Source organism: Clostridium senegalense JC122 (assembly GCF_000285575.1).
Classification (GTDB): domain Bacteria; phylum Bacillota; class Clostridia; order Clostridiales; family Clostridiaceae; genus Clostridium_J; species Clostridium_J senegalense.
Window position 1 is genome coordinate 47,197 of the sequence record NZ_HE611050.1, and the last position, 18,672, is coordinate 65,868.

The 18,672-nt window shown below is 26.5% G+C and carries 21 protein-coding genes; 4 read left to right on the forward strand and 17 right to left on the reverse strand.

Annotated features, from left to right (window positions below; genetic code table 11):
• Nucleotides 1-331: 331 nt before the first annotated feature.
• Entirely contained in the window at nucleotides 332-916 is a 585-nt protein-coding gene (locus CSGHG_RS19455) for a DUF4883 family protein (protein WP_010291684.1), read from the forward strand.
• A 66-nt stretch (nucleotides 917-982) separates the two neighbouring features.
• On the opposite strand, the gene folK is transcribed toward CSGHG_RS19455, so the two are convergent.
• The 7 genes from folK to CSGHG_RS00580 all read right to left on the reverse strand — a co-directional run bounded on the left by folK (nucleotide 983) and on the right by CSGHG_RS00580 (nucleotide 7,475).
• Nucleotides 983-1,801 (reverse strand): 2-amino-4-hydroxy-6-hydroxymethyldihydropteridine diphosphokinase, encoded by an 819-nt coding sequence (folK, locus tag CSGHG_RS00550; RefSeq protein ID WP_010291685.1) that lies wholly within the window; start codon nucleotides 1,799-1,801, stop codon nucleotides 983-985.
• Between the two features lie 597 nt (nucleotides 1,802-2,398).
• Entirely contained in the window at nucleotides 2,399-3,211 is an 813-nt protein-coding gene (folP, locus tag CSGHG_RS00555; protein ID WP_026022159.1) for a dihydropteroate synthase, read from the reverse strand.
• Between the two features lie 85 nt (nucleotides 3,212-3,296).
• Nucleotides 3,297-3,779: an HD domain-containing protein gene (locus CSGHG_RS00560; protein WP_010291691.1), complete on the reverse strand. Its 483-nt coding sequence runs from the start codon at nucleotides 3,777-3,779 to the stop codon at nucleotides 3,297-3,299.
• A 15-nt stretch (nucleotides 3,780-3,794) separates the two neighbouring features.
• The gene (gene folE / locus CSGHG_RS00565; RefSeq protein WP_187117216.1) at nucleotides 3,795-4,349 is read right to left on the reverse strand and encodes a GTP cyclohydrolase I FolE; all 555 of its coding nucleotides are present in this window, start codon (nucleotides 4,347-4,349) and stop codon (nucleotides 3,795-3,797) included.
• 44 nt (nucleotides 4,350-4,393) lie between these two features.
• Nucleotides 4,394-5,128, reverse strand: coding sequence for an aminotransferase class IV (locus tag CSGHG_RS00570; RefSeq protein ID WP_010291693.1), 735 nt, complete (start codon nucleotides 5,126-5,128; stop codon nucleotides 4,394-4,396).
• A gap of 171 nt (nucleotides 5,129-5,299) precedes the next feature.
• A complete protein-coding gene (gene pabB / locus CSGHG_RS00575; RefSeq protein WP_010291694.1) occupies nucleotides 5,300-6,661 on the reverse strand; it encodes an aminodeoxychorismate synthase component I in 1,362 nt (453 codons plus the stop codon).
• Nucleotides 6,662-6,884: 223 nt separating this feature from the next.
• A complete protein-coding gene (locus CSGHG_RS00580; RefSeq protein ID WP_010291695.1) occupies nucleotides 6,885-7,475 on the reverse strand; it encodes an anthranilate synthase component II in 591 nt (196 codons plus the stop codon).
• 354 nt (nucleotides 7,476-7,829) lie between these two features.
• On the opposite strand from CSGHG_RS00580, the gene CSGHG_RS00585 reads away from it, so the two are divergent.
• The gene (locus CSGHG_RS00585) at nucleotides 7,830-8,651 is read left to right on the forward strand and encodes a PHP domain-containing protein (protein WP_010291696.1); all 822 of its coding nucleotides are present in this window, start codon (nucleotides 7,830-7,832) and stop codon (nucleotides 8,649-8,651) included.
• A 107-nt stretch (nucleotides 8,652-8,758) separates the two neighbouring features.
• Here the strand turns inward: CSGHG_RS00585 and CSGHG_RS00590 are convergent, their stop codons facing one another.
• The 6 genes from CSGHG_RS00590 to CSGHG_RS00615 form a co-directional block, all read right to left on the reverse strand.
• The gene (locus CSGHG_RS00590) at nucleotides 8,759-9,220 is read right to left on the reverse strand and encodes a DUF4825 domain-containing protein (RefSeq protein WP_010291697.1); all 462 of its coding nucleotides are present in this window, start codon (nucleotides 9,218-9,220) and stop codon (nucleotides 8,759-8,761) included.
• Nucleotides 9,221-9,247: 27 nt separating this feature from the next.
• On the reverse strand, nucleotides 9,248-10,291 hold the full coding sequence (locus CSGHG_RS00595; protein WP_010291698.1) for a DNA polymerase IV: 1,044 nt from the start codon (nucleotides 10,289-10,291) through the stop codon (nucleotides 9,248-9,250).
• Nucleotides 10,292-10,367: 76 nt separating this feature from the next.
• A complete protein-coding gene (locus tag CSGHG_RS00600) occupies nucleotides 10,368-12,029 on the reverse strand; it encodes a GH3 auxin-responsive promoter family protein (protein WP_010291699.1) in 1,662 nt (553 codons plus the stop codon).
• Nucleotides 12,030-12,336: 307 nt separating this feature from the next.
• The gene (locus tag CSGHG_RS00605; RefSeq protein ID WP_010291701.1) at nucleotides 12,337-13,734 is read right to left on the reverse strand and encodes an aminopeptidase; all 1,398 of its coding nucleotides are present in this window, start codon (nucleotides 13,732-13,734) and stop codon (nucleotides 12,337-12,339) included.
• 155 nt (nucleotides 13,735-13,889) lie between these two features.
• On the reverse strand, nucleotides 13,890-14,804 hold the full coding sequence (hprK, locus tag CSGHG_RS00610; protein ID WP_010291703.1) for an HPr(Ser) kinase/phosphatase: 915 nt from the start codon (nucleotides 14,802-14,804) through the stop codon (nucleotides 13,890-13,892).
• Nucleotides 14,805-14,818: 14 nt separating this feature from the next.
• Nucleotides 14,819-15,007 carry a DUF896 domain-containing protein gene (locus CSGHG_RS00615; protein ID WP_010291704.1) on the reverse strand — a complete coding sequence of 63 codons (189 nt, stop codon included), beginning with the start codon at nucleotides 15,005-15,007 and terminating at the stop codon, nucleotides 14,819-14,821.
• A 247-nt stretch (nucleotides 15,008-15,254) separates the two neighbouring features.
• Here CSGHG_RS00615 and CSGHG_RS22400 point away from each other — a divergent pair, with 247 nt between their 5' ends.
• Nucleotides 15,255-15,413 (forward strand): aspartyl-phosphate phosphatase Spo0E family protein, encoded by a 159-nt coding sequence (locus CSGHG_RS22400; protein WP_010291705.1) that lies wholly within the window; start codon nucleotides 15,255-15,257, stop codon nucleotides 15,411-15,413.
• Nucleotides 15,414-15,489: 76 nt separating this feature from the next.
• On the opposite strand, the gene CSGHG_RS00625 is transcribed toward CSGHG_RS22400, so the two are convergent.
• The gene (locus tag CSGHG_RS00625) at nucleotides 15,490-15,882 is read right to left on the reverse strand and encodes a hypothetical protein (RefSeq protein WP_010291706.1); all 393 of its coding nucleotides are present in this window, start codon (nucleotides 15,880-15,882) and stop codon (nucleotides 15,490-15,492) included.
• A 193-nt stretch (nucleotides 15,883-16,075) separates the two neighbouring features.
• Between CSGHG_RS00625 and rocF the strand changes: the two genes are divergently transcribed.
• Complete coding sequence (gene rocF / locus CSGHG_RS00635; protein WP_010291707.1) at nucleotides 16,076-16,972, forward strand: arginase; 897 nt, start codon at nucleotides 16,076-16,078, stop codon at nucleotides 16,970-16,972.
• Nucleotides 16,973-17,031: 59 nt separating this feature from the next.
• On the opposite strand, the gene CSGHG_RS22945 is transcribed toward rocF, so the two are convergent.
• From CSGHG_RS22945 to CSGHG_RS00650, 3 genes are read right to left on the reverse strand one after another with little or no spacing between them, the layout of a single operon-like run.
• Nucleotides 17,032-17,178 carry a hypothetical protein gene (locus CSGHG_RS22945; RefSeq protein WP_155844717.1) on the reverse strand — a complete coding sequence of 49 codons (147 nt, stop codon included), beginning with the start codon at nucleotides 17,176-17,178 and terminating at the stop codon, nucleotides 17,032-17,034.
• A gap of 3 nt (nucleotides 17,179-17,181) precedes the next feature.
• Entirely contained in the window at nucleotides 17,182-18,111 is a 930-nt protein-coding gene (locus tag CSGHG_RS00645) for a tetratricopeptide repeat protein (RefSeq protein ID WP_010291709.1), read from the reverse strand.
• Nucleotides 18,112-18,143: 32 nt separating this feature from the next.
• On the reverse strand, nucleotides 18,144-18,461 hold the full coding sequence (locus CSGHG_RS00650) for a helix-turn-helix transcriptional regulator (RefSeq protein ID WP_010291712.1): 318 nt from the start codon (nucleotides 18,459-18,461) through the stop codon (nucleotides 18,144-18,146).
• Nucleotides 18,462-18,672: the final 211 nt, after the last annotated feature.

Here is an 18,672-nt window from a genome sequence, read left to right on the forward strand (position 1 = left end):
AGGCACGATAAATTTATTTTCTTCGCTAACACTTGATGCTCTTCTAACTTTATACTTATATCTAAAAATTCAAAGTCAGTCCCGAACCTCTTTTCAAAGAAAGTGGTTGCCACTTTCATCCTAAATTCATAATTCTCTCTTTTTAATTCTTAACTAACTATATTTGTACTTATTTTTCTTAACTGATAATAAAAATTTGATGTATAAATTTAAATTCGAGATTGTATCCTTACCTATATGAGTATTATTTAATTAACTGCTTTTGTAATAATTCATAACTCCTTTTCATATTTTAGATATATATACTAATTAGACAAGGAGTTGATTTTTTATGTACAAAAGGCTTTCAGTTATAATTTGTGTAATTTTTATGTCCGTTACACTTACTGGATGCTCTAGTGACTTAAAATTTATTTTTAAAAAAGAAAAACCTAGTATAAATTTTTATACAGAAAACTTAATAAATTCTTACATAGAAAACCCTCCAACAGAGGTTTCAGTTTTTGATGTAAATATGTACAAGCAACAAACTTTAACAGAGGAACAATCTTTTGATGTTTTAAAATTCATGAATTCTTTAAAAAAGGATTATGCTTTAGAAAAAGATTCAGTAGATCTAAGTGATGAAAAAATAACCTATAAAGTTTTTATAACTTTTGATAATTGTAAATATGTTATAAATGTTTATAATGAAAAATATATATCTATTTATCCATGGGATGGAAATCATTCAAAAGATTATATGGATATATCTCAAGTACCTATAGCTTATAACGTATATGGCCTTTGTAAATACTTTACTGATAATTCATTAAACAAAGATGAAGAAGATATAACAGATAAAAGAGAGAATATTGAAAAAGAACAACCTATAAAAGAACCTAATGAATCTAAAGAAGAAAAAGAGGGCAATTAGAAATGCCCTCTTTTTTTAATCAACTTTTATTTTATCCAGTATATTATGCTATTTGGTTTATATTTTTTATTTGTTTTCCAATTCTTTTTTTATATCAATTACTCTTTTATTTAAAATTGGATGAACTTTATACGGCACTATATCGCACAGTGGGTCTAATACAAATAATCTTTCCTCCATTCTTGGATGTGGAAGTATTATATCTTTTTCATAACTAATTAAATCTTCATAGAAGATTACATCTAAATCTAATGTTCTTGGTCCCCATCTTATTATTCTTTCTCTTTTTAACTCTTTCTCTACTTCAAGTAGATATTCCATAAGTCTTTTAGGACTAAGCATTGTCTTTATTTTTATAGCTGTATTTAAAAACATATCTTGATCTTCATAACCAAAAGGCTCTGTCTCATAAAAATCAGCAATTTCCTCTATTTTAGTATGTTTAGAATTGTTTATTATTTCAAAGGCATTCATAATATTCTGTTTTTTGTCACCTATATTAGCACCAACAGCAATTATTGCTTCATGCCATGAACGCTCCATTTTTATTGCAACATAATCTAAGTGTTTTTTTACTGGTGCCCAAGGTTTTTTTAATTCTAAACTTATTTTATTAATAATATTATATTTAAACATTATAGAATTAATCAACTCTTCACATGCTGTTTCAATTAAATCATAACTAGTTTTAGTGAATTCTTTTTCTATTTCATCACAAAGTATTCCATAATGAACGGTATCTTCTAAACTATCTTCACTACTTGCCCTACTTAAGTCAAGTTCTACTTCCATTGTTAATACAAATTTTTGCCCTAAATTTTTCTCTTCTTGAAAATATCCATGATTTGCAAAAATTTCTAAATCTTTTATAAATATTTTATCCATTCCAACACTCCCTAAACATCATCCTCAGTTTTTTTGCCAATACTAAATACTTATTATATAGAAAAACTACTACTTCAATCTTTTAATTTTAATTCTAGCTTATACCTCTATAGGGTTCCAAATTAAATCTTAAACTTATTCATTTATCAAATGAAAAAACTCAAATTAATATTTTACCAATACCTAACAGATTGTTTTAGTTAAGAGTTAAGAGTGAATAGTTAACAGTTCTGGTTATTACTATTAACTATATTTCTAGTAATATTAAACGTACTTTTTAATTTAGTTTTGCCAAACAATCTAATCAAGCAATACATCTAAGCATTAGTTCCATTACAAATGGGACAGGTTTATTTATGGATGTTTTCTTCGTATAAATTATAGATTCCACAAATACCATATTCCCATAATAAAATAATGAAAGAACCAGTACCCGATAGATCGGCTGCCTTTGCAGCTTTGTTCAAAAGAAACTGATCTCCAGTTTCATCATAAACTATTAGCTATTAACTAACTATAGTTTTACCTGTTTTCTTTAATTGATAGCAAAAGCTTAATAAACAAATTTAAGTTTTGACTTGTTTCTCTATAAAAGTTTTATTTACTCTTTAAAATAATATCCGTCATAGTTGCAATTCTTTTATTTTCTTTAACATCATGAATTCTTACAAACTCACATCCTGCCATTATTCCTATAACAGTTGTTGATAAAGTTCCTTCTAATCTATCTTTTGGATTTTCTATATTAAGAGCTTTTCCTATAAAAGATTTTCTTGAAGTTCCAAGAAGAAGTGGATACCCCATTTTTTTAAACTCTTTAAGATTTTTCATTACAATAAGATTATCTTCATAAGTTTTTGCAAAGCCTACGCCAGGATCAAGTATTATGTTTTCTTTTTTAACTCCAGCATTTAAAGCTATATTTACGCTTTCTTCTAAATCTACAATCATATCTGAAATTATATTTTTATATTCCTTATTATCTCTGTTATGCATTAGACAACATGGCACATTATACTTTGCTGCAACTTTAGCAATTTCTGGATCCTTTTTAAATCCCCATACATCATTTATTAAAGATGCACCATTTTCAATTGCTTGCTTAGCAACTTCTGCTTTATATGTGTCTATAGATATTGGTATATCTGTTTCTTTTCTTATAGCCTTTATTACAGGAATTACTCTTTCAAGTTCATCCTCCAATCCCACTGATTTATGGCCTGGTCTTGTAGATTCCCCACCAATATCAATTATATCTACACCATTTTCTATCATTTCCATTGCTCTTTTAACTGCATTATCTACTGTATTAAAATTTCCACCGTCTGAAAAAGAATCTGGAGTAACATTAAGTATACCCATAATTATAGTTTTTTCATCTAAATTAAATTCTCTATTACCAATCTTTATTATTCTAGTCAAAACAATCACTCCTATAATAAGCTAATAACATATGGTGAATAGTTTTAAAAAACTATTCACCACTTACCTAAACTTAATATTTTATTTCTAAATTTTTCTTTTCATCACTCCAATGGCATTTGGATTTAACATTACACCCAAAGCACATTCTAGACAACTTATCACTTTTATAAAGAATATGACCTAAAACACTTTTTTCACTTTCTTTTATCCTGTGAGAAGATATGGCTTTTATAATATCTTCACACTCTTCTTTAGAATATAAACTTTCTTTTAATATTCTTGTTGCTAAAATAACACTTCCTTTATCATGAGGAATATCTTTTTCATATTCCATAACTCTTCCCAAATCATGCAGTAAGGCCGCTCCATAAATCAATTCTTTAGATATATTTAAGTTTTGCTCTAAAGAAATTATATAACCTATCCTTGCCACATCCATGGAATGCTCTATTCCATGAATGCAGAAGACTCTATTCTCTTCTAAATTATTAAGCTTTCTTAAAGATTCTCTAAAATAGGTATTTCTAAGTATAGAATTTATTTTATCATTCATTTACGCACCCTTTTTCTAAAGTTTTAGTAATGATAAAACTTGATTTTGAAGTGCTATATTATCTTTAAATTCACCTTTAGACACCATAGTTGTTGTTTGAGTTCCAGGTTTTTTCACACCTCTCATAGTCATACACATGTGTTCTGCCTCTATAATAACCATAACTGCTTTTGTATTTAAATTTTTCATCATTGCTTCTGCAACTTGAGACGTTAGCCTCTCTTGAAGTTGAGGTCTTTTTGCAAAAACTTCTACTGTTCTTGCAAGCTTACTAAGTCCTGCAACTTTACCATTAGGTATGTAAGCTATATGCACTTTGCCATAAAAAGGTACAAAATGATGTTCACACATTGAATAAAAAGTTATATCTTTCTCTATAACTATATCATCATTTTCTACTGTAAATGTTTTTTCTAAATGGCATTTAGGGTCTTCTTCAAGTCCTGAAAAAATCTCTGCATACATTCTTGCAATTCTGTCTGGTGTGCCTATAAGACCTTCTCTAGTAGGATCCTCGCCTATGGCTTCTATAATCATAGTAACAGCTTTTCTAATCTTTAATTCATCTATCATCTTAAACACTTCCATTCCCTATAGTTGTAAATTTTTACGTATTACTTTAATGTTGATACGTAATATGATCTTATTTTATCTACCATATGATTTTCATTAATTTTAATGTCGTCTAAAGAATTTATTTTCATAATTCCCATTAAGCTATTAGTTATAAAGGCACCATCACAATTTAACAATTCATCTTTTGTAAAACGACCTTTTACAATCTTATATCCTATATTTTCTATGTTATCCACCAAAAATCCTCTTATTATTCCAGGCAAAATACCACATTCTATAGAAGGAGTATAAATTATGTCGTTTTTTATAAAAAATATATTAGAAACAGCACCTTCTGCAATATAATTTTCAGTATTTAAAAATATAACCTCATCAAACCCTTTATTCTTAGCTTTTTCTTTTTCTATAATATTTTCTAAATAATTTAAAGATTTTATATAAGTTAAATCCGAATTCTCATTTCTTTTTACATTACTTATAGTTATATTAAAACCTTTTGAATAATCACTTTCTTTATAGGCTATCTCTCTTGAATTATATATAACATTTTCTCTAGAAACCATTATTTTTAAAGCTTTATCTTTAATCTTCAAAGTCTCTATTTTCTCCATAACTTCATTTACTGTAATGGTTTTATCTATTTTTAATATCTTTAAAGAATCATTAAGTCTTTTTATATGTTCTTTTAATAATATAGGCTTCTCTTTAATAAGAATTGTCTCAAAACATCCCCTACCGAAAGAATATCCGTCATCTAATGTTATATTTTTCAAATTATTTCACCACTTTCTATATATAGGGAAATAAGCTCCTATTTAGTTTACTCATCAATCTTTGTTATCAATTTTAAAAGATAAGTGTACCTATAGTTAGTCAATAATTTAGGATTAAACTGTAATTGAATTTCTTTTAACATAATAATATAATTCACTTTTTAAATAAATTTAACTTAATGCCTTCATCAATGCTTTAGCTTTATCTAAAGTTTCATCATACTCCATAACTTCTTCTGATTCATAGGTTATCCCTCCACCTACACCAAAATAAGCTTTGTTATCCTTTAAAAGAATACTTCTTATTACAATATTTAAATCAACATTTCCATCAAATCCTATATATCCAATAGCACCTGTATAAATATTTCTATTCACTTTTTCTATTTCATCTATAATTTCCATGGAGCGTATCTTAGGCGCACCAGTTATAGACCCACCAGGAAATGCAGCTTTAATTAAATCTATTGATGAATATTGGTCCTTTATTTTACCAACAACTGTTGAAACTAGATGAAATACAGTACTATATTCCTCTAACTTAAATAATTCTGTAACTTTAACAGAACCAGCCTCACAAACCTTACTCAAATCATTTCTTTCTAAATCAACAATCATTAAAAGTTCTGACTTATCCTTTTCACTGTTTATAAGTTCATTTTTAAATTTCAAGTCTTCCTCTATATTTTCACCTCTAGGTCTTGTCCCTTTTATAGGTCTAGTCTCAACTATATTATTATAAACTTTTAAAAATCTTTCAGGTGAAGATGATACTATGTCAAACCCATCTAAATTCATATATGCTGCAAAAGGAGCCGGATTTATAGTTCTAAGAGTTTTATATATATCAAATGGTTTTTTTAATGTTTCCTTTTCATATCTTTGAGTTAAATTAGTTATATAAATATCACCACTTTCTATATAATTTCTTACCTTAGATACAGCATTTATATACTCATCTCTTTCAAAATTAGATTTAAATTCACTTATTTTATATTTTAAGTCTGAATAATCTTCGGGTTCCAGTTTATAACCACTTTTTATTAAGTTTTCAATGTCTACTATACTACAATCACTATCTTTTAACTTTCCTAATGCTGTTACATGGCAACTTTTAGTAATATTATCATAAATAATAATGTTATCATAAAAATTAAAATAACAATTTGGTATACTTACATCTTCTATAGATTTATTTGGTAAATCCTCTATATCTTTACCAAGGTCATAAGAAAAATATCCTATACCACCAGCTACAAATGGTAAACCAGTACTATTTTTAAATTTATTAGCTTTAAATATTTTATCTAAATAAAGAAAGCAATCTTCTTTAATATCTTCTCCATTCACAGTACAAAGACCATTTTTATATCTAAAGGTTTTATAAGGATTCACACCTATAAAACAATATCTTCCCATAGTAGAAAAGTCCCTTTGACTTTCTAAAAATATAACTTCTTTAAAATCCTTAAATACATTAAAAATTTCAAAAGAATTTAAATCAGTAGTAATTTTTTTAAATTTAAAATCCATATTATATCCCCCTTAAAATTATGTCAAATATAGGGTTTCAAAAGTACAACTATAGTAAATTAAGAGCTTATAACCCTTAGTATAAGGTTAATCTTAAAACCCTACAATCCAGTACAAAGTTTAGTCATATAAAAAATAAGCATTTTAAAATTTGTTACAAATAAGAAAGAATGTTGAGCTATTATTTATTTCATTATGCCTTAAATTATATATAAACAAATCTTTATCTATTTTGCATATTCCATTCTCTCGTATTATTTATAAAATTCTTTAAAATTTCATGCCCAAACTCTGTAAGTTCAGCTTCTGGATGAAATTGAACCCCTTCTATTGGATATTTATTATGTCTTACTCCCATAATAACACCATCTTCCGTTTGTGCTGTAATTTTCAAGCACTCAGGCAAAGATTCTTTTTCTATTATTAAGGAATGGTATCTAGTAACATTAAAAGGACTTTTTATATTTTTAAAAACCCCTTCCATGTCATGGTTTATTAAATTTATTTTGCCATGTACTGGAGCTTTCCCCTTTACTATATCCCCGCCAAAGGCATAACCTATAGATTGATGTCCTAAGCATACACCAAAAATAGGAATTTTACCTTTAAACCTATCAATAACATCTAATACAACCCCACTATCCTTAGGTGCTTTAGGTCCTGGAGAAATAATTATACCTTCTGGATTTATTTCTTCTATTTTTTCTAAAGTTATTTTGTCATTTCTAAAAACCATAGTTTCTTCTTCTATTTCTTCTAAATATCTAACTAGGTTATAAACAAAAGAATCATAATTGTCTATCATTAAAAACATATTACCCCACCTTTAAAGAAAATTTTATTCTACTTCCATAAATCTATACTCTTGTCCTGTTGGGTTTTCTTTTTCCTTTGGTACCCTTTCCAAAACTTGCCTCCCTCTATTGACACAAATAATTTTACATTGTTGAATGTATTTTATTTAAGTTTATAATAATATTAATACATAGTTTATTAGTTGTTAAATGTATTATAGCAAAAATATGTGTTATTTTTCCTTAATTTTAAAAGAAAAAATATTTTGACAACATTTTTTTTGCTATTTCTTAATTTTTTTGATTTACATTTTCATTATACTGAAAATTTCTAAAGAAAAATGAAATTTGTGTAAAAGAAAGGGGAATTTATTATGAAAATTGACTTACATACTCATAGCACTGCTTCTGATGGAAGATGCACTCCTTCTCAGTTAGTAGATAAGGCTATAAATAATAATGTGGATTTTTTAGCAATAACTGACCACGATACAACAACTGGCATAGATGAGGCCTTAAAATATAGTGCTGATAAAAACATAAAGTTAATTCCAGGTATTGAGCTTTCAACTGTTCATAACAACGAGAGTGTACATATTCTTGGTTATTTTAAAGATGAATCTTATAAAACAGATACTTTACAAAGCTTTTTACAGGAATTAAAAGAGTCTAGAATTAATAGAGCAAAAAAAATAATTGAAAACCTAAAAAAATATTTTAATATAGAAATATTTTATGAAGATGTAAAAGATAACTATATAATAGCGAGACCACATATAGCTAAAGCTATAATAAAAAGAGGGTATAATTATACTTTTAATGAAATTTTTGAAAAATTTATAAGCAAGGATAGTCCTGCTTATGTTGAAAATAAAAATATTCCTTTATCTGATGGAATTAAAATATTAAAAAAACATAATGCAATTGTATCTCTTGCACATCCTTGTCTTATAAAAAAATCTAATGTAGAAGACTTAATTAAAAATTATGAATTTGATTGTATAGAAGCTTATTATTCTATTCATACTGAATATGATACAGCTAAGTATATAAACCTTGGAAGAAAGTTTAATAAACTATTAACCTGCGGTTCTGACTTTCACGGAATAGAAAATGATTCTAAACATAGTGACCTTGGTTCTATAATAATGAACTCAACTAAAGCCAGAGAATTTTTAGATGCTTTATATAAATAAAAAATAGGTAGTATGATTTTTGATATAATCCTTCCAAAATAGAGTTGTTTATTTGCCTTTTCTACTTTAGAGGGATATTATCAATTTTATACTACCTATTTTTATTGTTACCTATAAAGAAATTTTTGTAAACTTTCTTTATCCTCCGATATTTTTTTTAAATCCACTTCATATTTTTCAATTAATTCATCTTTATTATATTTGTACACTTTATTATCTAAATTTTCAATTTTAAAATTAATAGTATCAACATTTTTTATTAGTGCAAATAATACTACTGCATTTTTTTCTAATGTTTCTTCTTTTAAATCATCCTTCAAATTATAGTTTACAGTTATCTCATAGGGCTTTTCATCTGTTTTAAGTTCAACCCCATTACCAGATTCATTTAAGGGTAATTCTGATAATATATTTCCAACTGCACTAATATCACCAACATAAGAGTCTTTATACTCTAATAACTTATTCAAACTAAGTTCCACTTCATCTTTATTTTTAAGCTCGCACCCAACTAACATTAATAATAACATTAACATTACAGGTATTAATAATCTTAATATTTTTTTCAAATTTTCCCCTCATTCCAATGCTTTTTTCTAAAATAATGTTAATTGCTCTACTAAATCTTTTTTTAGTGATGATATAGATATCCCTATAAGCCTTATATCCTCTGTAAGCTCTATACTATCTAATATTTTTTCCCCTTCATTGTATATTTCTTCTTCCTCAAATACATATTTATTTAAAGTCTTGCTTTTTGTGTGATTTTCAAAAGAAGCTGTTTTTATTTTTACTGTTATGGTTTTCCCGCTAAAGTTTGCCTTTTTAAGTTGAGTTGCTATATCTCTTGAAAAATCTAAAAGATATCTTTTTAGTTGAGTTTTATCTTTTATATCTTTTTTTAAAGTAGTTTCACGACCTACGGATTTTCTTTCTCTAATCGCCGAAACACTTCTATTATCAATTCCTCTGATTCTATTATATATATCTACACCTTGTCTTCCAAAATACTCTTGCATAAACTCTATAGGTAAATCATATAAATCCCTTATAGTAAAAATAGCTATATTATTAAGTTTTTCTACAGATTTTTTACCTAATCCATGAACTTTTTTTATTGGAAGATCCATCAGTATATCTGGAATCATTTCTTTTTTTATTTCTTTTAATCCGTTAGGTTTATTCCAATCTGAGGCAAGCTTAGCTAAAAATTTATTATATGATATTCCAATAGATATATTAAGCCCTAATTCCATCTTAATCATACTTTTAATTTTCAGCGCTACAACTACTGGATTTTCTCTTAAATCAGTTATATCCATATATGCTTCATCTATACTTACAGGCTCTATTTTATCTGTAATTTCATATAAGAGTTCAAAAACCATATTAGATACTTCTTTATATCTTTGGTGCCTTGTAGGTAAAAATATACCTTTAGGGCATAATGCTTTTGCTTTATATATAGGCATTGCAGAACTTACTCCAAATTTTCTAGCTTCATAAGAACATGTAGCTACAACCCCTCTTTCTGACACTCCGCCTACGATAACTGGTTTATTTTTCAAGCTTGGATTATCCATAACTTCAACTGAAGAAAAGAAAGCATCCATATCTACATGAATAATTACTGACTCCAATAACTTCACTCCTACTAATAATCACTAAACAAATTTATTTAGTGACTAAAATTGCTCTTATTTTCTATATCATATATCATTTAGAGTTTTCATTCAACATTTTAAGTATTTCTTTATCCCTTATTATTCTTGGTATTTTTAATTGATTTTTTGATACTCCTTTTTCAATCATATAACTCTTGATTTTTGAAAAAGTATTTTCTCTTAATAGTATAACTTTAATTTCTCCTAATTTTTTATTTTTTCTAAATCTTCCATAGGCAAAATTGGTTTTGCCTAGTTCTTTATCTAAAGTTTCAGCTATAATTTTACTTTCTTTAGAGTCTCTAATTTCCATATAAAAAATATATCTTCCTGGAGTAACATTATTATCTTCCATAGTTGAATAATCCACTATATCTAATTTTAATTTTTGTGAAGTTCTTCTTAATGCCTCTGTCACATGTGCTTCTGTTGTTTTTTCTGAAGCCATATTTAAAAGTTGATTTTTTCTATATAAAAATTTTATTTCAGGGCTATTGTTATAATATCCTATAACTTTGACAACATCTCCAATTCTATATCTATAAAGACCTGAAAAATTAGTAACTACAATCTCATACACTTTTCCTATTTCAAGTTCATTTATAGTCTTAGTTATAATATTATTTTCACTACACTCTATAGGTATAAACTCATAAAAAGCGGTATCTGAAAGAACTACATAACTTATTTTACCAACATTGGGATTCATCCCAATAACAGCCTCTGATGCAGCATATGCATTAGAATATATAATTAAGTTACCACTATAATAATTAACCTTATCATCATATACTGAAAAGCTTCCACCAGTAACAGTTGCTATATAAACAATAGATTTCCAAATCCTTTTCGCTATGCCTTTAAAACCTCTTTTAAATTCACCTTCAATTTCACTTGCTCTTTTTTTTAGTGGATAATTTTTCTCTAAAAGTACTTTTCTAAATTCTGGTTCTATTTTTAAATTTTCATTTAAAGTTCCATGATAAATATCATAAACTAAATTTTCCCAATGTTTTTCCATAGTTCTAAAAAAATCTAATATACTAGATATAAAAATTCCACTTATATAACTTAAATTTTCATCTCTTAATGCAAAAAGAATATGAAGATATAGTGCACTTTCTTTATCATTCATACTCATAACTTCTATAGGTGAAGTCCATATAAAAGGTATTATAGACTTTATAGATTTCATTCCACCTGATGTAGCCGAACTTATAGGTATCCCTGATATAGTATATCTAGTATTTACTATATCCGTAAGCATAATTCCTTTTCCATAGTTCCATTGTTCCTTTAAATTTTCATATAATATTCTTTCTGTTAAAATACCCATGTATTTTGCCCCAACTTTAATTCCTTTTCTAGTTGTTGGAATTAACTTTTGTTTACCTGTAGTTCCTGAAGTTAATGCAAAATACTTTATATTATCACAAACTAAAATGTTTTTTTCCCCTCTACACATTTTCATAATGTACTTTTCATAGTCATCATATGTTGATATAGGTACTTTTTCCTTATATTCTTTTAAATTTTTAATACTTATAAAATCATGTTTCTTGCCAAAATCGCTTTTGCTACTTCTTCTTATTATACATTTTAAAGTACTCATACTTTTCTCATAAGAATTTATTGTATTTTTCTCAAAATGTCTCTTAACACTACCTCCTAAAGTTATCATTGTTAAGTACATAGATTTTGTTATAAAACTCACAACAAACACTTCCTCAACTTGCTTAGCTTATATATAGGGTTTAAGACTGAACATTAACTTATTAAAATTAAAGTTCAAATCTCAATACAACATATTTTATAATGTTTAACATTTTTTGTATTTGTTACATAGTTTTATATTATGAAATTAAAGGTAATTTGTGTTAATTCCTATGGTATAAATAAATAAATAAATAAATAAAGAGTGTCCCTTTTAATGATTAAAATCATTTGAGACACTCTTTTTTAAATTTTATTACTCTATAGGGATTTTAATCTAGAGTTATAAATTATATTTTTATCCTATATTATGCTTCTATTAAGAATGCTTCATATGCTCTGAATGCTTCGTATATATCAGCTTTACTTGCTATTTCATATGGAGCATGCATATTGTGTAGTGCAACACCTGAATCTATAACTTCCATTCCATATTCAGCTAAGATGTAAGCGATTGTTCCACCGCCACCTTGGTCAACTTTTCCAAGTTCTGATGTTTGCCAAGAAACATTGTGTTTTTCCATTATAGCTCTTAATTGTGCTATAAATTCTGGGTTAGCATCATTACATCCACCTTTTCCTCTAGCACCTGTATATTTATTGAAAACAATACCTTTTCCGAAAAATGCATTGTTTTGTTTTTCACTTACTGATGCATAGTTTGGATCGAATGCAGCACTAACATCTGAAGATAACATTTTTGAATTAGCTAATGCTCTTCTTACTTTAAGATCACTATAATCACCCATTAAGTTTATAACTTCAGCAACAGTGTTTTCAAAGAATCTTGATTGCATTCCTGTAGCACCTTGGCTTCCAACTTCTTCTTTATCAACTAATAATGTTATACAAGTTTTCTTAGTTTCTTTTATTTTCATCATTGCTTCGAATGAAGTATAAGAACATACTCTATCATCATGTCCATAAGCCATAACCATTGAGCTATCTAATCCATAACTTCTTGCTCTTCCAGCTGGAACTACTTCTAATTCTGCTGAAACAAAATCTTCTTCATCTATTCCATATTTTTCATTTAATAATCTTAATACATTTAATTTAACTCTATCTTTAGCTTCTTTATCTTCAACTGGAATACTTCCTATACAAACATTTAAAGCTTCACCTTCAACACCTTTAGCTAAAGTTTTAGCCATTTGATCTCCTGCTAAGTGAATTAATAAATCAGATATTCCAACTACTGGTTCCTTCTCATCTTCTCCGATTACTACATCAACAACTGAACCATCTTTTTTACAAACTACACCATGTATTGCTAATGGTAATGTTGTCCATTGATATTTTTTAATTCCACCATAGTAATGAGTTTTTAAAAGTGCTAAATCTGAATCTTCATATAGTGGATTTTGTTTTAAATCTAATCTTGGAGAGTCTATATGAGCTCCTAAAATATTGAATCCTTTTTCTACTGATTCAGAACCTATTAAAAATAAAGCTAAAGTTTTTCCCATACAATTAGCATATACTTTGTCACCAGCTTTTAAGTTAGTTCCATTTGCAATGTATGTATTTATATCTTTATATCCTTGAGCTTCTGCTAATTCTATAAATTCTTTAACACATTCTCTTTCTGTTTTACATTTAGACATAAAGTCTATATACTCATCTGATAGTGAAAATACTTTTTCTAAGTCCTCTTTTGTGTATTTGTCCCAAGCTAATTCATATTTTTTTGTTAAATCTGCCATTGCCTGCTCCCCCTTTTATAATAAATATTAAGAAAAGTTTAAATAATTTTAACTTTCTCTTAATTTCAATTTATATTTTACTAGACTTTTCTAAAAATTTCAAACATTTTTCAATTATAAATTTATAATTTGTTCAAATTTTTTTAACATTTTCTTTACTTTTCTATATTATTCAGCTCATTAATCCTTTTTTCTATGGTGTCTACAGCTGTTATCTTTTGAGTTACTGTATATCTAAAATTTACTGCTGCAGCCTCTATTATAACCGCCAAGTTTCTTCCCGGTCTTATTGGCAATGTTACCTTAGGAATCTTCACATTCAAGATTTCTATTTCTTCTTTATCAATTCCTAATCTTTCATAATATTTATCTGCATCCCAATTTTCTATATTTATAACCATTTTTACAATTTTTTTAGGAATTATTGCACTTAGTCCATATACTGCGGATATATCTATAATACCCATGCCTCTTACCTCTAGCATACCTTTTGTAACATATGGACATGTACCATGTAGTGCACCATCAACCTGTTTTATGTCTACAGCATCATCTGCCACCAACCTATGTCCTCTTTTTATTAATTCAAGTGCGGTTTCACTTTTTCCTATTCCACTTTCTCCAGTAATTAAAATACCGATACCATAAACATCAACTAGTACTCCATGAAGTCTAGTCTCTGGGGCTAATTTTAATTCTAAATAATTAGTTATTTTTCCTATAAATTTGGTAGCATTCATGCTTGTTCTAAGCATCCAAATATTATTTTTCTTTGCAGCTTCTATAAGTTCACTATCTATATTTAAAGATCTAGTGATTATTATACATGGGACATCTAAAGAAAAAAAACTCTCTATTCTTTTTTTTCTTACTTCCTCTGGTAATGATTTAAAATATCCATATTCTGTTTTCCCCAAAATCTGCAATCTATTATTATCAAAATCTTCATAGTATCCTGCTAGTTGAAGTCCAGGCCTATTTATATCACAGGCCTGTATTTCCTTTTGATTATCTCCTTGCACAAGAATTTCCAAATTAAAATTTTCAACTAGGTTTCTTACTGTAACCATAGTAAATCTCCTTTTTAATTCTTATTTCCTTTAGGAGGTATTCTTTCTATACCCTCTAATTGTGCTCTAAAATTTCTTTTTACATTATTTATGTACTTTTGTCTTAAGGTTTGTTGCTCTTCTTTTTCAGCATCTGTTAAACCTTCTTCTTGACTTTTTTTGTATAATTCATTTATACGTTTAACCATTTCATCATGATCCATTACTTATTACCTCTCTTTTCTTCGATTTTTTTTTACATTTAACTGTTTATATTCTACTTTAAATCCCCAAGACTTTAAAGATATAAATTTAAATTTCGATAATTATTTTTGCTTTTACTTGTAACATTTGACATTTATTAGGATATTTTGTACTAATTTGACAAAATAAAATGCTTAACTTTCCTTCTTATTTTTGTTACAATTTATTTGTAAAAAATAGTAAAAAATAATTACTTGGAGGATTATTATGGGGATAGATACACAAATTTTAGAAGAGAAGATTAAATGTTACAAAAAAATTTTAAACTTACTTTTAGTGGAAAATTGTATAACCGACTCAAAAGTAGTTAATTATTCTCAAAAATTAGATAAATATATAGTTGAGTACCAAAAATACCTTATTTAGTACTCACTTGTACATAGTTAAGTTGTGCAAGCTTTAAAACTAAAATTTATTATTCATTAAAGCTTGCTTTATTTTTTTATTGTACACTAAATACTATATCATCTATATTTTCTATTTCTTCTTTAGAAAATATTACTAAAAAATTAATATGTTCAAAATTATCTTCACTTGGCTCATAACATATTAATTCATAATTTAAATCCATTTCTTCACTACAATCATTGATTACGTCTTCTACATTATCCATTGCAAAATCAGTTAAATATGGCAATAAATAATCATAATACCAACTTTCACTTTGTTTTTCCTCTTCACATTCATCATTAGCATATTCTGACGCTGATTCTAATTCTAAGTCATCAAAGTAATATGTAAAATTAAATATACTTTTAGACTTATCAAAAGATTTATCCTTTACATCCTCTAAGTCACATTCTTCTAAAAAGTTTATTATTTTCTTATTATCCAAATTATTTCCTCCTTTTATTATTATAAATCTATTATATTATATAACTAAATATCAAGGGCTTTTATTATAATCTTAACATTTTTTATAATTTTTATAATTTTTATAATATTTAAATTTAAATTCTTTTTCAAAAACCCCTTATATTTTACTCCATTTTATTATATAATTTAAAATCGCAAAGGGGGAATTTTTTATGAAAATAAATGTTATCGGAGTGCCTTTATTTTTAGGTTGTGATAGAAAAGGTGTTGATTTAGCACCAAATAAACTTAGAGAAAAAGGCTTATTACAAATTTTAGAAAAACAAAATCATGATGTATTTGACCTTGGAAACTTATATGTTCCTAAAGTTAAAGAATGTGATAAATTCTCTTGTCATAGTAATATGAAATATATTGATACAATATTAGGGGTTAATAAAAATTTAGCTCAATCAGTATATAATTCATTAAGCTCTGACTCTTTTCCATTAGTAATAGGTGGTGATCATTCACTAGGATTAGGTAGTATTTGTGGTGCTAGTAAATACTTTGATAATCTTGCTGTTATTTGGATTGATGCTCACGGTGATATAAATACACCTGAAACATCACCTTCTGGAAATGTACATGGTATGCCTCTTGGTGCTGCTATGGGATTTGGAGATTCATCTCTTACTAATTTATACTTTGATGGTAAGAAAGTTAATCCTAAAAATGTTTATCTAATCGGTGCTAGAGATTTAGATAAAGGTGAAACTCTTTTAATTGAAGAGGAAGGAATTAATCTTTATTCTACTGTCGATGTAAAAGAAAAAGGAATTAATTTTATAATTAACGAAATTTTATCAAATCTAAAAGATAAAAATATAGACAACGTACATTTAAGCTTTGATATAGACTGTATAGACTCAGAATTTGTACCTGGTACTGGAACACCTGTTCCACATGGTATGTCTACAGATGAAGCTAAATCGTCCTTACAACTACTTTTTAATAGTGGTAAGATAAAATCTATGGACTTTGTAGAATTAAACACAGAACTTGAAGATGGGGACAAAACTATAGACTTATGTTTAAATCTTATAGATTTTATTTCTAAAAATATATAACCTCAAAAGCTACATTGTATTTAACAATGTAGCTTTTATTTTAAGTTTTAATAATATTATTATGCTCTTACTACTATTCTACTTGGTCCTGGATTTGCTATCTCCTGAGATTTTAATGCTGTATCTACTAATTGGGTATTTCCTATAATGCCAAATAATCCAATAATTAACATACCACCTACTAAAAATTTTTTAACATTTTTCATAACTTATATTCCTCCCTTTATTTTATTAATAATATTTAATCCAATATCTAATTTAGATATTTCACTGGTATATTGAAATAATAACAATGTTATATTATATAAAATTTTATAATTTTCATGGTATATATCAATCTCATAAAGTATATCTTCCACATATTCTTCGAATCTTTCTATTTTCTTCATTGATTTTAAAATTTCAAAAATACTTTGATAACATTCTACATATTTATCTACTTGATAAAACTTTCTAGCATTTATAAGCGCCTTTTCAGAACAAATTAAGGCTTCTCTTAACTTTTTATTTTGACTATACATATAACTAAGTTGCAACAAAGTATTAGTGGTCAATTCTGAATTATCATCTAGTTGTAAATTCATAGATTTATTAAGATATTCTCCACTTTTATCTTCTAAACCCAATTTCCCTGAAATGATAGACATATTATAATATACTAAATAACTTTTTTCATATTTTTCTATTTCTTCATATACTTCTAAAGCTTCAAGATATCGCTCTGTATTATGATAAATATTAGCTTTTATTATATTTATTTTAGTTTTTTCTTGATTATTTATGTTTTTTAATTTTAATGCTTCATTTAAATAATAAATAGCTTCATCATATCTTCCAATTATATAAATTGTAAGTCCTATATTATATAAAATTCTTCCTAACAACTCTTCATCATTTATATGATAAACTTCATATCTTTCATAAGCCCTCTTAAAATAATCCATACAAATTTCAAAATTTTCAAGCTTATAATAACATGAACCTATTCTATTTAGAACTTCTACTTCTATAAATTTAAATTCCTCTGAAAATGGATGTTCTAATATAAAATCTAAAACAATTTGTAAATATTTTAGTGCCAAATTACAATTATTCTCTTTATACTCATTTTCTCCAATTTCTCTATTTATCTTTATCATTAAATTTATAACTTTATTTTCAGTTACTTTGTCTAATAACTTTTTAAATTTTTCAAAATCATATTTTCTTTTTTTAAATTTTCAAACTCTTCCGTATAATGTTCTTCTATTATTTCTTCTGATGTCCTTAGCAAATCTTTCGCTGTTATATTTAAAATTATTCCTTTTTCCTGTGATAATTCATTAAATCTATTAGCTAGTTTCACAGCCATAGCCATAGATAACTTTTTCTTACCATTTTCTAGCATATAAATATAATTAGAGCTAGATAATCCCTCTGCTAATTCTTTTTGAGTTATCCTTAGTAAATTTCTATAATATTTTATTCTATTAATTATAAATTCACCCATATTTTTCAACCTCAATATAATTATATATTATCAATACCGTGGAAAAAAGTAATTCTTGTCGAAGTAATAAAATCTTTTAAATTTTTATTAATCTTTTTTTAGCTATAAAAACTTTTTCGACAAAATGCCTCTAAAATAAAGTTAGAATTATATACCTATAAGAAAATATTCATCTACTTTTTATTTTTTGTAAGCTTTAAAACTTCATTAA

Bases quoted from the DNA above. Each gene is read 5' to 3' on its own strand.
- pabB (WP_010291694.1), bottom strand. From the start codon at position 6,661: ATGGATTTTAAATTTAAAAAAATTACTACTGATTTAAATTCTTTTGAA.
- CSGHG_RS00580 (WP_010291695.1), bottom strand. From the start codon at position 7,475: ATGTTTTTAATGATAGACAATTATGATTCTTTTGTTTATAACCTAGTT.
- hprK (WP_010291703.1), bottom strand. From the start codon at position 14,804: ATGGTTACAGTAAGAAACCTAGTTGAAAATTTTAATTTGGAAATTCTT.
- CSGHG_RS00585 (WP_010291696.1), top strand. From the start codon at position 7,830: ATGAAAATTGACTTACATACTCATAGCACTGCTTCTGATGGAAGATGC.
- CSGHG_RS00615 (WP_010291704.1), bottom strand. From the start codon at position 15,007: ATGGATCATGATGAAATGGTTAAACGTATAAATGAATTATACAAAAAA.
- CSGHG_RS19455 (WP_010291684.1), top strand. From the start codon at position 332: ATGTACAAAAGGCTTTCAGTTATAATTTGTGTAATTTTTATGTCCGTT.
- CSGHG_RS22400 (WP_010291705.1), top strand. From the start codon at position 15,255: ATGGGGATAGATACACAAATTTTAGAAGAGAAGATTAAATGTTACAAA.
- CSGHG_RS00605 (WP_010291701.1), bottom strand. From the start codon at position 13,734: ATGGCAGATTTAACAAAAAAATATGAATTAGCTTGGGACAAATACACA.
- CSGHG_RS22945 (WP_155844717.1), bottom strand. From the start codon at position 17,178: ATGAAAAATGTTAAAAAATTTTTAGTAGGTGGTATGTTAATTATTGGA.
- rocF (WP_010291707.1), top strand. From the start codon at position 16,076: ATGAAAATAAATGTTATCGGAGTGCCTTTATTTTTAGGTTGTGATAGA.
- CSGHG_RS00560 (WP_010291691.1), bottom strand. From the start codon at position 3,779: ATGAATGATAAAATAAATTCTATACTTAGAAATACCTATTTTAGAGAA.
- folK (WP_010291685.1), bottom strand. From the start codon at position 1,801: ATGGATAAAATATTTATAAAAGATTTAGAAATTTTTGCAAATCATGGA.
- CSGHG_RS00650 (WP_010291712.1), bottom strand. From the start codon at position 18,461: ATGGGTGAATTTATAATTAATAGAATAAAATATTATAGAAATTTACTA.
- CSGHG_RS00645 (WP_010291709.1), bottom strand. From the start codon at position 18,111: ATGATAAAGATAAATAGAGAAATTGGAGAAAATGAGTATAAAGAGAAT.